Origin of the sequence: Flavobacterium sp. FlaQc-28 (genome assembly GCF_044007415.1) — a bacterium.
Taxonomy (GTDB): domain Bacteria; phylum Bacteroidota; class Bacteroidia; order Flavobacteriales; family Flavobacteriaceae; genus Flavobacterium.
In genome coordinates, this window is sequence record NZ_JBIPCM010000007.1 from 166710 (window position 1) to 183723 (window position 17014).

Annotated in this window: 14 protein-coding genes and 1 pseudogene; 2 read left to right on the forward strand and 13 right to left on the reverse strand. The window is 39.2% G+C overall.

The annotated features are described in order from the left end of the window. Positions 1-11: 11 nt before the first annotated feature. The 13 genes and pseudogenes from ACHRVL_RS17615 to ACHRVL_RS17675 form a co-directional block, all read right to left on the reverse strand. Complete coding sequence (locus ACHRVL_RS17615; protein ID WP_019977004.1) at positions 12-230, reverse strand: DUF4266 domain-containing protein; 219 nt, start codon at positions 228-230, stop codon at positions 12-14. Next, positions 227-1156 carry an FAD:protein FMN transferase gene (locus ACHRVL_RS17620; protein ID WP_395414771.1) on the reverse strand — a complete coding sequence of 310 codons (930 nt, stop codon included), beginning with the start codon at positions 1154-1156 and terminating at the stop codon, positions 227-229. The genes ACHRVL_RS17615 and ACHRVL_RS17620 overlap by 4 nt, the downstream gene beginning before the upstream one ends. Beyond that, positions 1153-1593 carry a thioredoxin family protein gene (locus ACHRVL_RS17625; RefSeq protein WP_395414772.1) on the reverse strand — a complete coding sequence of 147 codons (441 nt, stop codon included), beginning with the start codon at positions 1591-1593 and terminating at the stop codon, positions 1153-1155. Before ACHRVL_RS17625 ends, ACHRVL_RS17620 begins: the two co-directional genes overlap by 4 nt. 70 nt (positions 1594-1663) lie before the next feature. Beyond that, the gene (locus ACHRVL_RS17630) at positions 1664-3634 is read right to left on the reverse strand and encodes an LTA synthase family protein (protein WP_185133755.1); all 1971 of its coding nucleotides are present in this window, start codon (positions 3632-3634) and stop codon (positions 1664-1666) included. 13 nt (positions 3635-3647) lie between these two features. Then, the gene (locus tag ACHRVL_RS17635; RefSeq protein WP_088583460.1) at positions 3648-4022 is read right to left on the reverse strand and encodes a diacylglycerol kinase; all 375 of its coding nucleotides are present in this window, start codon (positions 4020-4022) and stop codon (positions 3648-3650) included. After that, a complete protein-coding gene (locus ACHRVL_RS17640) occupies positions 4012-5187 on the reverse strand; it encodes an efflux RND transporter periplasmic adaptor subunit (protein WP_395414773.1) in 1176 nt (391 codons plus the stop codon). Before ACHRVL_RS17640 ends, ACHRVL_RS17635 begins: the two co-directional genes overlap by 11 nt. A 6-nt stretch (positions 5188-5193) precedes the next feature. Continuing rightward, positions 5194-9534, reverse strand: coding sequence for a CusA/CzcA family heavy metal efflux RND transporter (locus tag ACHRVL_RS17645; RefSeq protein WP_395414774.1), 4341 nt, complete (start codon positions 9532-9534; stop codon positions 5194-5196). A gap of 474 nt (positions 9535-10008) precedes the next feature. Further along, positions 10009-10404 (reverse strand): hypothetical protein, encoded by a 396-nt coding sequence (locus ACHRVL_RS17650; RefSeq protein WP_395414775.1) that lies wholly within the window; start codon positions 10402-10404, stop codon positions 10009-10011. Positions 10405-10512: 108 nt separating this feature from the next. After that, positions 10513-10830, reverse strand: a pseudogene (locus ACHRVL_RS17655) (conjugal transfer protein TraG); the annotation flags it as partial. Between the two features lie 413 nt (positions 10831-11243). Beyond that, positions 11244-11720 carry a helix-turn-helix domain-containing protein gene (locus tag ACHRVL_RS17660; RefSeq protein WP_395414776.1) on the reverse strand — a complete coding sequence of 159 codons (477 nt, stop codon included), beginning with the start codon at positions 11718-11720 and terminating at the stop codon, positions 11244-11246. Between the two features lie 14 nt (positions 11721-11734). Beyond that, complete coding sequence (locus ACHRVL_RS17665; protein WP_317043447.1) at positions 11735-12160, reverse strand: hypothetical protein; 426 nt, start codon at positions 12158-12160, stop codon at positions 11735-11737. Between the two features lie 52 nt (positions 12161-12212). Then, complete coding sequence (locus ACHRVL_RS17670; RefSeq protein WP_254796601.1) at positions 12213-12836, reverse strand: zinc-binding dehydrogenase; 624 nt, start codon at positions 12834-12836, stop codon at positions 12213-12215. 59 nt (positions 12837-12895) lie between these two features. Next, positions 12896-14524 carry a Na+/H+ antiporter gene (locus ACHRVL_RS17675; RefSeq protein ID WP_395414777.1) on the reverse strand — a complete coding sequence of 543 codons (1629 nt, stop codon included), beginning with the start codon at positions 14522-14524 and terminating at the stop codon, positions 12896-12898. A gap of 1150 nt (positions 14525-15674) precedes the next feature. Here ACHRVL_RS17675 and ACHRVL_RS17680 point away from each other — a divergent pair. Together ACHRVL_RS17680 and ACHRVL_RS17685 are read left to right on the forward strand one after the other, a co-directional pair. Further along, positions 15675-16556 (forward strand): DnaJ C-terminal domain-containing protein, encoded by an 882-nt coding sequence (locus ACHRVL_RS17680; protein ID WP_073411068.1) that lies wholly within the window; start codon positions 15675-15677, stop codon positions 16554-16556. A gap of 7 nt (positions 16557-16563) precedes the next feature. Next, positions 16564-16863 (forward strand): chaperone modulator CbpM, encoded by a 300-nt coding sequence (locus ACHRVL_RS17685; RefSeq protein ID WP_073411067.1) that lies wholly within the window; start codon positions 16564-16566, stop codon positions 16861-16863. Positions 16864-17014 lie beyond the last annotated feature (151 nt).

Sequence of the window (17014 nt, forward strand, 5' to 3'; positions counted from 1 at the left end):
TTTCACTGATTTTAATTACATCCACAACCCCCGCCACTTTTTCCGGCATTGGCTCCGGAGGCTCCTTCACGGTAAGATTGAAAGTTAAGTTCAGTTTTTTCTATGGTACGGTTGCTCAATACCATTTCGGCATCGTTGAGTTTGTTTTTCTGATATTCTTTCACTGTGGTGCAGGAACCAAGCGATAATGTACCGATAGCACTTAGCAGGATTATTTTATTTGTTTTCATATTAAATTGATATTTTTTGAAGTGAATATTTTGTTTTTGTCATCTATGATGATGCATTCTATCTGATGGATTTGGTTTATCATTTCCAATCCTGCCTTAACGCCCATGATACTGATAGGGGTAGCCATAGCATCTGCGATTTCTGCATTGGGGCAAATAACCGTTACACTTTTTATCCCGGTAATTGGCATTCCTGTTTTCGGATTGATGGTGTGCGAGTATTTTTTACCGCCAACCTTCACATATTTTTCATAGTTTCCCGAGGTGGCAATGGCAGTGTCCGTAAGGTTCAAATAAGAAAATGGCAGCCGGGCCTGGTCCGGGTTGGCAATGCCTATTGTCCAGGGTTTACCATCTGCCTGTGTACCCCAAACTGTTAAGTCTCCTGAAGCATTGATGATACCTGAACCTACACCTTGTTTTTGCAAAACATTCTTGGCCATTTCTGCGGCATAGCCTTTTCCGATACCACCGAAACCAATACGCATCCCTTTTTCTTTGAGATAGACGGTACTGTTCTCCCTGTTCAGGATTACATTTTGATAATTAATAAGATAAACCAGTTTTTTTGCCGTTTCGGAATCGGGTAGTCTGGTCATTGACCGATCAAAATTCCACAGGCTTTTATCCACACCTCCGTAAGTGATGTCAAAAAAACCATTGGTAATACGGCTGATGCGAAGGCTTCTTTCTATCAGGTTAAAAACTTCTTCATCTACTTTCACCGCCTGTATTCCGGCATTGTTATTAATCAGGTTGGTCTGACTGTCCGTTTTAAAAGTGGTAAACAATTGCTCAATCCGCTTAATCTCCGCAATGGCGGAATCAATTTGTTGAAAGGCTAAAGCCTCATCTGCTCTCACTACTGTGATTTCAAAGGCATTGCCCATCAGCTTTTCGGTTTTGCGAAATTCCTTTGCTGTCATTTTTTTACTTTTTTGTATAGGGTTATGATTTCGTTTGTAAACCCATCAGCACCTTCTTTCGGGAGGCCTTCCCAGGTTTTGATTATTTTTCCATCCGCATCCAGTAAAAGGGTGAAAGGGAAAGCACCGCCGGGATTATATTTATCTGCCAAAGCTTCATTTTCCTTTATGGTTTGGGATAAGGGCTGGTTTTTCTTTTTTCTCGGAAAATCCGTATTTACATACACCAAAAGGCTGTCGGCCATTTGTTTGTAGGTTCCGTTTTCAAAAATGGTTTTGTGCATTTTGATGCAGGGTACACACCAATCTGAACCCGAAAAATTCAATAGAATCAATCGGTGCTGTTCTTTGGCTTGTTGTTTTGCGTTTTCTATCGCGGTCTGCCCAAATGCGTGGGACATCACCATCACATGGAGAATTAAGAGTATTTTTTTCATTGTTTTTAATTTTTATAAATAGTTTTTAACGATACTATTAGCGCTGAATTTTGCCGATAAAATATGCTGTCTAATGCTGCTTTTCCTTCATTCGTCCTTTTTTAAATCGTTCACTGGCAGTTTGATAACAGGCTATTGTTTGAGTAATTAAAAAACGATTGTTGGTATCTTTAACCTCTGACATTGTTTTACTCCGTTCATTCCAACGGAATTGTGTTACTCTTTTTTTATCATTCAGTTGTGTAAAAACGTTTCCTTTTAATAATCCAAGTGTTCTGTAGTTCCCAATAAATGCTCTTTCATCGCCAATTTTGGTTTGATTAATATCTTTGCCATAAAATGAAGACTGGTAATTCCAGTTTAAATATCCCAATAGCGTTGGCATGAGGTCGATTTGAGAAACCAACCGGTCTATTTGCGTATGCTGATGGTTCAGATTATAGATTATAGCCGGAATACGGTGCTTTTCAATGTTAATCTCCCACTTTCCGGCACTGCTTGCGCAATGGTCAGCGACGATTACGAAAACCGTATTTTTAAACCACGGTTTTGTTTTTGCCTGATTGATGAATTTGCCCAGTGCATAATCAGTATATTTTACAGCTCCATCTCTATCTCCTTGCGGTAAATCTATTTTTCCATTGGGGAAGGTGTAAGGTTTGTGGTTGGAAGAGGTCATTATAAACTGGAAAAACGGTTTATTCTGCTGAAACTCTGAATCGGCATTTTTGATGGATTGTTTGTAAATGTCCTCATCGCAAATACCCCAGGCATTTTCAAAGCTGACTTCGTTATCCTGAATAGGAAAACGCTGTGTATCAATATTATCAGATAGCGGATTTCCCCTGTCCCTATCAATAATATCAAAACCTTGTCCTCCGAAAAAAGTATTCATATTATCAAAATAGCCATCTCCGCCATAAATGAAATTTAGCTGATACCCTTTTTCTTTTAACACCGTACCGATGGAATAAATGTTTTTATTATTCGGTCTTCGTACAATACTATTTCCAGGTGTTGGCGGGACCGACAGTGTTAAGGCTTCCATTCCACGAACTGTACGTGTTCCGGTTGCATACATATTTTTAAAAAATATGCTTTCATTTGCCATTGAATCATAATTTGGCGTGATATTTTTTTTATTACCAAAAGCAGATAGGAATTCAGCACTAAAACTTTCTATGGTAACCAAAATAATATTCGGATATTGAACCGGTTGCCCGTTCCCTTTGGTAATTCTCGAAATGGCATCAAAATCCGTTGAAACATATCCTTGGTTTTCTTGCACTAATTCTTTTTTTAGAATAGTGTATGCATCGCGTTGTGACAGGGTCAGATAAAAAGCATCATAATCTAATTCATTGGACCTGAATGCAGCAAAAAAGGAAAAAATACCATTTTTGCTAAGCTCATTTACAGTTGTGTTTTTACTGAACTCCGCATTTTTATTGGTCAGGGAAATACCCAAAAGGGCGGTCGTTGCCAATAAGGCTGATGATACGACCAACCTTTTTTTAAAAGGCATTTTATTGGTAAAAGCAGCGCGGGAAATTTTCTTCTTATTTAGTAAAAACAAGGTTAATAGTACTAACAATAGCAATCCCCCAATCAGTAACGGCAAAGGATAGGATTCTTTAATATTTTCTATAACTTCATACGTATAAATGAGATAATCTACTGCAATAAAATTAAATCGTGACCCAAATTCATCCCAAAACGGAAACTCTGCGACAGAACCAAAATAGGTGATAAAGAGCGTTACGATCAGTATGAAAAAAGTAAGGATTCTGTCCGCTATAGAACCAATAAAACAGGTTGGGAAAAGCAGCAGATAAACATTATAGAAAGTGGTAATAAATAAAGCAACCGTGATATCGTAACATAAGCCAATGGCGAATGTGCATAGAATATTATATACATGTCCGTCAAGATTATGAAAAGAAATAATGCTAAGTGTAAGCCTTATCAAAAAAGACGTAATAATGTAAATAATTATTGTTGAAAGCAGCAACCCATATCTGCTTAAAAATATTTTTTTCATAATTGAATTTGAGTTAATCATGGAACAAATAGGGATAATAGATAATAGAAGCACACACTATGGAAGCCAGTACCATGAAGGCTGAAGCTCCCGCAGAGATGTCTTTGATAAAACCTATTTTCGGGTGATAATCAGGATGGATGAAATCGCATAATTTTTCTACCGCTGTATTTAACGCCTCTACTGCGAGTATAGCTCCGATAGCAGCCAATTGAAACATCCATTCATAACGGTTGATACCAAAATAAAATCCTATCACAATGAATACGGAGCAAAGAAAGAATTGAGCCTTCGCAGCATCTTCGGTTGTGATTAAATACCAAGTTCCTCTTAACGTAAAAACCAAGCTTTTTGCTCTGCCCATTAAAAAACCTCCTTTACTCTTCATCCTCCGTATTTTTTAGTTTCATTAAGAGCGTATAGGCATTTTTGGAAACGATATTTTTATCTGTAAAATCTGTATCATTTACAATCTGGACAAAGCCGTTTTCTTTCCCGCCTACAGTTATGGGCAGCATTTTATAGGTTTGTCTGGCAGTTTGCACAAACACATAATCCTTTCCCTCAAAATTCACGATGCTTTCTTCCGGAACGGCATGAGCGAACGAGATTTTGGTTTCTATTTCTGCATTCATGTACATGCCCGGCAACAGGCTTTTGTTATAGGGATCAAAATGACAATGCACTTCCGAGATACCATCGCTGCTGATGTCTTTGCTGATAAGGATGATTTCCCCTTCGTATTTTTTGCCGGGTTCTGCATTGGAATAGGCCATTAGTTTTTGCCCGATTTTTAGTTTATCTATGTCGTTTTCATAAACTTTCAAATTGAGGTGCAAATCGTTGGGATTGACTAATTCAAATAATATGTCTGCAGGATTTACATATTTCCCGATGTTCACATTTACCTTGCTTACAAAGCCATTGATCGTGCTGTAAACCGGAATGGTTTTAGTGATTTTATTCGCATTCAGGCTATTGGGATTGATGTTGACAAGGCGTAATTGCTGTGCCAGGGCATTCATCATAATCTGCTGGTTACTCACTTCTGCCTGTGCCGTCTGCATTACCTTATCGCTGCTGGCCTGGCTTTGGTTGAGGTCTTTTTGTCGCTGATAATCCAGCTGCGCAAAGTGCAGTTTTGATTTGGCCTGCAAATAGTCCTGTTGCAGTTTTATATACTGCGGGTCTTCCATCACGGCAATAGTTTCCCCTTTGCGCACATACATTCCGGGCAGTAAGCGGGTGCTCTTCAAAAAACCGCCCAAAGGCACACTTACCGAAATCAGGTTTTGCGGCGGCACGTCAATTTTTCCGTTTAATTTTAAAACAGTGGCAATGTTTTTTTCTGAAAGGCGTACCGTTTCAACAGCCGCATTTTTTAATTGGTCATCCGTCAATACTACGGTATTGCTTTCATTTACAACAGCTTGTTTAACATCTTCTTTAGGCTTGTTTTGGCATTGAACCAGCAACAATATTCCCAGAACGGGAAGCAGTATTTTCAGCATGCCCCGGTTTTTATTTTTTATATCGAATGAATACATTGTCATAAGAATTTAATTGAGATAATTGATTTGTATAATAGTATCGTTCAGCATTTTGACAGCATCAGCGTAATTACTTTGAATACTGATGGCTTGATTGAAGAGCATTACAAAGTCCAGGTAATTGATTTCCCCGTTGGTGAACTGCTTTTGTATTGTTTCGGTAACGACTGTCGCATTTTTTAGCCCTTCACTTTCATAATAGTTTACAATTTCCAAATTGCGCTGATAGCTTTCCGACAGTTGTTTATACCGGTTCTGCAAATAAGCACCTGTAGCCTGCAATTGGTTTTCGGTAATACTTTCCGTGATTTTGGAAGCATTGATTCTCGCTCTTTGCGACTGTGAAAAAACAGGAATGGAAAAACCAACCTGTACCGAATGGAATTGTGGAGAAGCGTTGTATAACCTATCATCGGCTCCGGTTCCCTTGAAACTGTTGAGATTGTAACCAATCATCAAACCGGGCAGTAATTTAGATTTTTCTACTTTGGTTTGGCTCGCTGCAATATTTTTCTGCTGTTCCAAAACCTGTATAACAGGATTTTTGCCGGTTTCATCCACCTGTAGCGGAATTATTTTTTCAGGGGATTCCACTTTATAAACCGTATCCGAATTTAATAACCATTGCCACTGCAACTTCGCTGTTTCTAATTCCCGCTGCACCTGTTTCAACTGGATATTGATAGCAGCCTTTTGATTCTGTGCAGTGGTTTTTTCCAAAATATTGCTTTCTCCTTTTTGCAGGCGCAACAAAGATTTAGCATAAAAATCAGCGTATAAGGAATCTGCTTTTAGCAGCAGCCTTTCCTTTTCCTGCCAGAACAGGATGGCATAAAAAGTTTGGGTAACGGCTTTTTTTAATTCAAATTCTTTCAACGAAACATTCAGCAAACTGTATTTCCATTCCTGTGTAAACAATTCTTTCTGCCTTTTATAAACCGTTGGAAATGCGATATTCTGTGAAATTCCGAACTTGGTATCGTTGTATGCACTGTTGATCTGACCGTAATCAGCCGTGATACCAGTCTGCGGAATATCAGCCGAAGTTTTGATGACGGCCTTGGCATAATCGGCCTTCAGTTTTTCGGTTTTTAAATTTTGATTATTTTGAACAGCCAATGCAATAGCCCTGTCTAAAGTGATTTTTTCCTGTGCTTTAACAGAACCCATTCCCATTAAAGAAATCCCTGAAACGATCAATAATGTGATTGCTTTTTTCTTGAATGGATTCATTGTAAAACCTTTTTCAAATGCGATGAACAATAAAGGAAGAACGAATAATGTGAGCAAAGTAGCCCCCATCAGTCCACCAATAACTACCGTTGCCAGCGGACGCTGCACCTCTGCACCTGCACCATTGCTCAGCGCCATTGGAATAAAACCCAATGAAGCCACAAATGCGGTCATCAGCACGGGGCGCAAACGGGATTCTGTTCCGTCTACCACGATGCGGACAATGTTTTTGATTCCTGATTTTTTTAAACGGTTGAATTCGGCGACCAAAACAATTCCATTTAAAACAGCCACGCCGAACAGTGCAATGAAACCTATACCGGCACTTATGCTAAAAGGCATTCCCCGAAGCGCTAAAAAGAAAATTCCGCCAATGGTGGATAATGGGATTGCGGTATAAATCAATAAACTTTCCTTCACTGATTTAAAAGCAAAAAATAAGAGAATGAATATCAAAGCCAATGAAATAGGCACCGCAACCATCAAACGGCTTTTTGCCTGGTTCAGATTCTCGAACGAACCGCCATAAGTAATAGAATACCCGGCCGGAAGCTTGATTTGCGCATTCACTTTGGCTTGCAATTCCTGAACAATACTTTGCACATCCCGGCCTTTTATATTGAAGCCGACAATAATCCTGCGTTGTGTATTCTCCCGCTGAATTTGATTGGGGCCATCTTTTATCTTCACATCTGCCAACTGTGAAAGAGGAATCTGATTACCGGATGGTGTTGGAATCAATAAATTCTGTACGTCTTCCAGATTCTTCCGCACGTCGGCATTTAGTTTTACAACCATATCAAAACGTTTTTCCCCTTCGAAAACCAAACCGGTGCTTTGTCCGGCAAATGCCGTATTGACCACCTTGTTGATGCCGGCTACAGACAAATGGTATTGGGCAATCATTGGGCGGTTATAGGTAATAATAACCTGGGGCATTCCGGTTATAGGTTCTATATAAAGGTTTTGTACGCCATCCACCGTATTGATTATTTTCCCTAATTTGTCAGCCGTTGTTGCCAGGGAATCCAAATCATCCCCAAAAATTTTCAGGACCACATCCTGTCTTGCACCCGTCATCAGTTCATTGAACCGCATATTTACGGGATATTGAAAACCTGCTGTAATTCCCGGTACATCTTCCAAGGCCTTGCTCATTTTCTCCGATAGTTCCGGAAAAGTTTTGGCAGATGTCCATTCGCTTTTGTCTTTCAGAATCACCATCATATCGCTGGCATCCATCGGCATCGGGTCTGTGGGTACCTCGCCGCTACCTATTTTGGTTACTACTTTTATCACTTCAGGAAAGCGTGTTTTTAGGATATGGGCGGCCTTTTGGGTACTTGCAATGGTCGTATTAAGGTTACTTCCCGTTAAGACCCTGGTATCCACTGCAAAATCGCCTTCTTCCAAAGAGGGGATAAACTCGCCTCCCAATCTCGACATCACGAAAATGGCCGCAATAAATAAAACTGAAACCACGGCGATAATGCGTTTGGGCATGCGGATGGCTTTTAACAAAAATTTTTGGTAGAAGGCTTCTACACGACGCATAACCCTATCTGAAAGATTGTGCTTATGGCTGATTTTCCTGCTCAGTACCCAGGAACTCATCATTGGGATATAGGTAAGCGATAATAAAAATGCGCCCAATAAAGCAAAGGCTACGGTCTGTGCCATCGGTCGGAACATTTTGCCTTCTATACCTTGCAAACTTAGGATGGGAAGGTAAACGATCAGAATGATGATCTGCCCGAATACAGCACTGTTCATCATTTTCCCCGCAGAACCAATTACCGTATTATTCATTTCCTTTTTGGATAAATTGGTCATTTGCTGAAATCTGGCGTTATGCGACAGTTGGTGCATCACCGATTCTACAATGATGACGGCACCGTCTATAATCAGCCCGAAATCCAAGGCTCCAAGGCTCATCAGGTTGCCGCTTACCCCAAACAAATTCATCATACAGATGGCAAAAAGCATGGCCAGCGGAATAACCGATGCTACCAGTAACCCCGCCCTGAAATTCCCAAGGAACAGAACCAAAACGAGCACTACAATCAGTGCGCCTTCCATCAGGTTTTTTTCGACTGTACTGATGGCATTATTGACCATTTTGGTACGGTCCAGGAAAGGCTCAATGACTACGCCTTCGGGCAGGGTTTTCTGTATTTGGGCTACTTTAGCTTTTACATTTTTGATGACTTCGCTGCTGTTTGCACCTTTCAGCATCATCACTACGGCACCCGAAACTTCGCCCTGGTCGTTGTAAGTCATAGCCCCATAACGAGTGGCATAACCCATTTTCACGTTTGCCACATCACGGATAAACAAAGGTGTTTCGTTGTTTTTATTGGCAATGGAAATATTGCCGATATCTTCCAGGCTGCCTATCAGGCCTTCGCTGCGGACATATAAAACGGTAGGCCCTTTTTCGATATATGCACCACCGGTATTTTGATTGTTTTCTTCCAAAGCCGAAAAAATATCGTTGATGCTAATCCCGTAGGCATTGAGTTTGTCAGGATTTACTGCAATTTCATATTGCTTGAGTTTGCCACCGAAACTACTCACTTCAGCAACCCCCTTTACGCTTAATAACTGCCTGCGCACAATCCAGTCCTGAATGGTACGCAGTTCGGCGATGTCATATTTTTGTTCGTAACCTTTTTTGGGGCGGACTACATATTGATATATTTCGCCCAAGCCGGTAGAAATTGGTCCTAATGCCGGTGTGCCGATCCCTTGGGGGATTTGACTTTGCACTTGCTGCAAACGTTCAGCCACCTGTTGTCTTGCCCAATAAACATCTATATCATCATCAAAAACAATGGTAACGAGCGAGAGTCCAAAACGGGAAAAGCTGCGTATTTCTTTGGTGCCGGAAATGTTGCCCGTTGCTTGTTCTATGGGGAAGGTAACCAGGCGTTCAATATCCGTCGCACCAAAAGAAGGTGCTATCGTAATAACCTGTACCTGGTTGTTGGTGATGTCAGGCACAGCATCAATTGGTAATTTCGTGGTTTGGTAGGTGCCAATTCCAATGAGCGCAATGACCAAAAGTCCAATAATGAGTTTATTCCTTACGGAAAACTCAATGATTTTAGTAAGCATAGTTTTACTTGTTAATCAAATTATTATTCAATACAATTACAAATAGATACAGCAGTATTTATCGTAAATAAAATAACAGGATTAACCAATTGACAACCACATTCCATGAAGCCCCGGTTTTATGGAGACAGAAATGAACAATAATGATATAACACTTTCATGTAGGAGATCAGTGCATAACAAAATCGCACCTCAACAATTTTTCAGGCAGACTATACAGAATACCCTAAAAATTGAGTTGAAGATGAAATTCTATACAATCATGCCATAAGAAAAGTCCATGAATAGGCACACAAATAACAATGAGGCAATGTTTTTTTTAACTTTGGAGGAAATCGAAAAAGAAATAAAATCTTTTTCTCCAAAGTATAACACAAACCTGCATTCAATAGAATGTGTTAATACTGCATAGCAAACCTTCCTTTATGCAAAGTGCAAAAAGAATTTACGAAAAGTCAATTGGTTAAAAAAGAATTAACAAGATCTTGGAGGCTGCCAAATAGAAGAAAGAAACTGGTTGGAGATAAACGCATCGTCAAAAGAAACTACCTTAGACGATTCTCGTATGTCAATTTTATGAATTGATTCAAAAAAAAGCGGTTGGGGATATACGAAGCAAAAGCTTAATACGTCTCCGTGCATAATGAAAGGTAGTTTTTGATCCTGATCATAGTCATCATCGTGAGGATGATTTTCAAGGTGGTTGCCTTCGTAGTGAAGTACCAGAAACTCCATGACGGAAATTTGAGGATTTTTTTCTTTATGCTCGAAATAATGCTCTACCAGCATAGGAAACTTCAACAACTGACCTAACTCTGTTGTTGAAATAAGATACGTAGATAGAAAAAATATTGCGAGCATTTTTCTCATAACACAAAGTTACAGAAAAACCACATTTAATCTCACATTTCGCAGTAATTTATACTGTATCCAGATAAACTGTTGCAGAATTTAGATATTCAGACACTTTTTTATTACTTACCGTGAAAGCAAATGCAGTAAGTTTGGATCATTCTTGATACGCTCCATTTCGCTTTCAATAATATTTACAATATCTATTTTTATCTGACGGTAATTGCTTTCGATTTCCTGTTTCATTTTATCCTCTCCCTGCTCATCAACAAAGGATAAAATTTGAGGTATCTTCTGATATGCTTTGGTTTCTGCGGCAACTTTTTCATTGTCCACTACGATTTCAGCGTGGAAAATCTTCTGTTCGATGCGTTCGTCAAAGTTATCCGATACAGAACCGACAAACATACCCTGTGTTAAGGTTGAGATTTTGGAAGCCGGAATGCTTTACCCTGGTCATCAATCAAACGAAATAATATTTAATTTTAAAGGTGTGTCGTTTGCGAATATCATTTTTTTAAAATATTCCAAGTAACATTCTCTATTTTATATTGAAAATTAGACATAGTCCAACGAGGACGACTAACAAAATGCCTAAATAATTATCGGCAACCGTGCATAAGGCAATATCAATAGTTTTTCTATCAAAGCCTTAATATAGGAAGCATTGCCTGTAATCTCTTCTGTCAAAATATCAAACAAACCACTCACGGATTGTTCTTTGGGAATATTCATAAGTTCAGAAAATTGAACGGTAGTTTTGATTTGATTTAAATTTAGCATACTGGTATTGGATAATAATCCTGATGATTCACTTATCTATAGGTAGCTTATAAAATGCCTACTTTTAGGAATAATTAGTTGAACGATTTTCTATACCCAAGAGGGGATATTTTCGTCTTGTTTTTAAAAAGTCTATTGAAGGATTGTGGATATTCAAAACCAAGGTGATAGGCAATTTCACTTATCGATAAATCGCTTGTAGATAACTTTTCCTTCGCTTTTTCAATTAGTTTATTGTGAATATGCTGTTGTGTCGTTTGTCCGGTTATGGTTCGTAACATATCGCTTAAATAATTAGGAGAAATATGCAACTGTTCAGAGATGTACTGAACGCTTGGAAGTCCCAATTCTTCTATTTTTTCACTGTTAAAATAACTGGATAATAAGTTTTCCAAACGTACCAAAATATCATCATTCGCTATTTTTCTGGTGATAAACTGGCGGTTATAAAAGCGATTGCTGTACTGTAATAATAGTTCAATTTGGCTAATCATTACATCTTGGCTATAATTATCTATATTGGATTGATACTCGGTTTCGATATTTTTCATTATGTTTTCCACCATTACTTCTTCCTGTTCAGAAAGGTGCAGGGCGTCATTAAGTTCATAAGAAAAAAACTGTAATTTTTTATGTTTTTGATTAATGGATAATTTGCCATAAAATCGGTATGAAACATCAGACTAATGCCTTCTGTTGGCGCATTGCCACTTTGTACTTTTGACAGTAATTGACCGGGTGAAATAAAGGACATTACACCTTCATCAAAATCATAATAACGTTGTCCATATTTTAATTTCCCGGTGAAGTTTTTTTTGATGGCAATACAGTAAAAATTCAAAGTGAAGTGTTCGAGTGAATAAAGCTCATTGTAGGTAATATCCTCAAAACGGAACACGCTTATCATCGGACGTTTCGGCCTGGGCAGTCCCAGCAAACAATGTTGCTCGGAAATGGAATTGATACTATATGGAGTGTTTTGCTTTTTCATATCCTTATTTTACATAAAAGAAAAGAGGGGATTTAAGCCCCTCCAGCTAATCTTATAAAGTTGCCATATCTATTACAAACCGATAGCGAACATCACCTTTCTCCATTCTTTCAAAAGCAGTCTGAATATCTTTAATATTGATGAGTTCTATGTCGGAAACGATGTTGCGTTCGGCACAAAAATCCAACATTTCCTGTGTTTCCGGCACCCCCCCTGCGCCAGAACCGGCAATTACTTTATTTCCTGTAGCCAAAGTGAACGATGACACTTCCCACGGTTTTGCAGGCATACCTACATTGATATATGTGCCGTTAGTTTTCAATAAACCTAAATACGGATTAATATCGTGGTCATTAGCTACGCTGTCCAAAATAAAATCGAATTTGTGGTATGCCGCTTTCACTTGGTCTTCATCTTTTGAGATTAAAAAATGATGTGCCCCTAATTTTTTTGCCGCTTCTTCTTTATTCGGTGAAGTGCTAATGACGGTAACCTCAGCTCCAAAAGCTATTCCGAATTTTACTGCCATATGTCCTAATCCGCCTAAACCAACAACCGCCAATTGATGTCCTTTACCAACATTCCATCTGCGTAATGGTGAGTAGGTAGTAATTGCAGCATCCTTGGTGACAGGAAGAAATATTTTTTGGCTTGGCTTCGTTACCTTGCCATGCAAAATTGCTATATCACATTCGCTTACCTACAATATGCAAAAACGGACACTTTACAAAGTGCCTAATCGTCCTTAACCGTTTTTAACTGGCTGCGTAAACGCGATTCATCAAGATCCATTTCTTTTTCTAGTTTTCGGATATTTGCCACGCTATAATTTCCATCACGATAAAGTCTAAGCAACAATTTGCGCTTAAAATCGGTTACAGCCAACTGCCCTTTGATCACCTGCTCTAAAAAAATGCTATTGCCGGTCTGCTTTTGCACATTGATATCCCTGTTCTGAAAATCCTTTCCGGCTAGCCAACCTACCCTAAGCTCATAAAGTTTTCTGATCTCCTGTATTACTTCCTCATTCGGATCTTTACTTTTAAACGTATCATTAATATAATCCAACGAACTATTGGCCACCATCAGGCGCAATTTACGCTCTTCGTCTTCCTGTTCTTTGCTGGAACCTATTTTTAGCCCCTTAATAAGAATGGGAAGCGTAAGTCCTTGCCCGACCAACGTAACCAAAATTACACCGAAAGTGATAAATAGAATTACATTCCGTTGGTGAAGCGGCGTGCCGTCTTCCATAACTAGAGGAAGTGCCATTGCGGTGGCTAAAGACAATACCCCCCTCATGCCCGCCCAAGAAAGGACGACCACATTTTTCCATGAAAATGTTTGCTCTTCCTTATGTATCTTATTGCCCAATAGCGATGGAAACCAGATGGCAGGGGCAATAAAAACTATACGCGTAACAATAGCCGTTGCGCTAATTAAAAGGCTGTATAGTATCAGCTCGCTTATTTTATAGCCCTCTATGGTAGCTACTACTTCTGACAGTTGCAAACCGATCAGGATAAATATGATGCCATTAAGCAGGAAAACAATCATGTCCCAGACTGCATTGGATTGGGTGCGTCCTTGATAAGAAATCACTTCGGATGATCGCCAAGAAGTAACCAGACCCGTGCTTACTACCGCCAAAACTCCCGATACGCCAAAACGTTCTGCCAAGGGATAGGAAACAAACGGCACCAGCAATAAAAGTGTGGTTTCTACCGTAGGGTTGTTTTTTATCCTTTTTAATATTATGCAGAGCAGGTAGCCTAATATAAAACCGATTAGTATCCCGCCGGAAGCTACTATTAAGAATTGAAGTCCGGCCTTCCACAGCACAAAACTACTGCTGACTACGGCCGCGATGGCGTAACGATAAACAATTAATGCAGAGGCATCATTTACCAAGCTTTCACCTTCAAGTATGGTCACAATTCGCCGGTTGAGACCCATTCCGCTAATTATGCTCGTTGCCGATACGGCATCTGGTGGCGACACGATTGCACCTAACACAAAAGCAATGGGCCAGCTCATTCCGGGAATGAAATAGTGCGCAAGGGCAGCAACAGAAAATGTGGTGAAAAGCACAAGCCCTATTGCCAGCCTGGAAATCGGCACAATAGATGCCTGAAAATCTTTCCATGAGGTATTCCACCCTGCCCGGTATAACAATGGAGGAAGAAAAAGCAGGAATACCATCTCTGGATCAAGGCTTACCAAGGGTACACCGGGAACAAATCCGATAATTAAACCCGCAAAAACCAATAAAATGGGATACGGAATCTTTTTTATTCTTCCGGCAATGGCAGATAAGAAGATGAGCGTAGTTACTATAAAAATAATGGGAGCCAAATCTATCATATCGGTACTGAAATAAAGGGGCAGGTTATCATTTTAACATCATACTTCGTACAAATATAATGATAACATATGAGGTGGCTGAATATTTCTGAAGAAGGCACATTAATTTAACAGCTTATTTCACCCAAATACAGTCCTATAAAAAACACGATCGAACCAACAATAACAACCCCAAATAGATTTTAGCAGTGTTGTTTTAATAAAGCGAATTAATACCAAGGTTCCAATACGATCACGCTATAAGCCAACTTTTAAGGCAATATTCAGTTCATGTATTAGAATCTTTATTGCTGTTTGGTTGATCCGTCGCTTTGTTTTAAAAGCAAACCTATCAAATCAATTTGAAAAGCGTTGATTTGAAAAACATCAGTGATCTTGAATTATACTGCAGCCTAGGGTACTTCCATTTTTTGAATTTTTACCTTCCCTATTTCTCCATTGCTAGATAAGCGGCTTTATAAACGGATAGGCAATTTTAGAAAAGACAGCCAATGATGGCGCTATGCCAATAGAAATTTTTAGGGGAATCTGCAATAGCAATAGATTTCGGAAGCAATTCTCCAATAACGATGGTAAGGTAGCTGGTTAGCCCGATACACCGATGACCAAAGAAATCAGGTGCGCCATGGATACTGAAAGCCGGTATAGCTTACCAGTAATGGCTGCAGCTGACCGGCTCCATATATACCCTAATAATACCCAATAAAGCAACACCTGCCTGTACGGCATTTAAAAAATGCTTCCGGAGTCTTTAATTAAATTTAATGCTTCTTGTAGCTCGGCTGTTGCCTCTTCGGGCTTCGATCTCCAATTGTCCATTTTTCACGGCTAAAAGAGCAATTTTTGCCAAAGAGCAATAGGCGTTTAATAAAATTAGAATTGAAATAATTAGAATAAACATAAGCAAAAACCTTGTAAGTCGACAGCGCAAAAAATTGTTAAATCTAGTCCATATTTATTAAAAAAAAACTAAGCTCAATTAGAAATAAAATTGCAATTTTGTAAACAAGAACAAGCAGATCGAGAATAGACCTACTTGCAGTAAAAAAGCCCTTGAAGGATCAGATGACAACTTCATTATCTAAGTTATAGCACATATAGCGGGTTAGGAAATCTTTCAAGCCATTAGAAATGGACAAATATATAATAAATGGATTTTATTGATTATTATAAAGTTTTAGAGATAGGTAAGGATGCTTCTGCAGATGAGATAAAAAAGGCCTATCGAAAGCTGGCAAGAAAACTACATCCTGATGTTAACCCAAATGATAAGGATGCGCAGCTAAAGTTCCAGCAGATTAACGAAGCCAATGAGGTTTTAAGTGATCCTGAAAAGAGAAAAAAGTACGACCAGCATGGCAAAGATTGGCAGCATGCCGAACAGTTTGAACAGCAACGCAGTGCCCGAGAATCACAGCATACAAAAGATGGTGCCGAGCATTTTTCTTATGGCGGTGAGGGAGACTTTTCAAGTTTCTTCGAATCGATGTTTGGCAACAGGGAAAGAAGCGGCCAGACAAAGTTTAGGGGCCAGGATTACCATACTGAGTTGAAACTGGCACTGGCCGATGTGATGGAAACCAAAAAGCAGACGTTTACGGTAAATGGCAAGAATATCCGTATTACCATCCCGGCAGGTGTTGAAAACGGACAACAGATCAAATTAAAAGGATACGGTGCTCCAGGTGCTAGCGGAGGTCCCGCGGGTGACTTGCATATTACTTTTTCTATCGCCAATGACCCGGTGTTTAAGCGCCAAGGCAATGATCTTTATGCCAATGTAGCTATAGATTTGTATACGGCCCTGCTTGGCGGGGAAATTACTACGAACACCATGGACGGAAAGATTAAGCTAAAGGTAAACCCTGAAACACAAAACGGCACTAAAATAAGGTTAAAAGGTAAAGGTTTGCCTGTATATAAAAAAGAGGGACAGGTCGGGGATCTTTATATTACCTATGAAGTTAAGCTACCAACCGGCTTAACTGAAAAACAAAAAGAATTATTTACAGAATTGAGCCAACTTAAATAGATAGAATATGGAAAGCTTAGAAATGATACCTGCAGATGAGTTCTGTCTGCACCATAATATTGAAATATCATTTATCTACTCTTTAAGAGATTCGGGGCTGCTTGAAGTTGTAGCCAGTGAAGAAAGATTATTTGTGCCAATTGAACAGCTGGCTCACTTGGAAAAATTGGCACGACTGCATTTTAATTTGAATATTAATCTGGAAGGCCTGGAAACGATCAATCACCTTTTAGATAAAATTAACGAAATGCAGCATCACATAGTACATTTATCAAACAGGTTAAAGCGATATGAAGATATGTCTTAATAAATTCAGCTCGGCCAAGTAGAAAAAACATGCGTTAATAAGACACCATAAATTATTACCTGATACAAAATTACTGACAAACTAGAGAATCACAGCGCAAGATGTCCAGACAGGCTCAGCCAAAACAAGGTTCCATTAAAAGACGAACTTG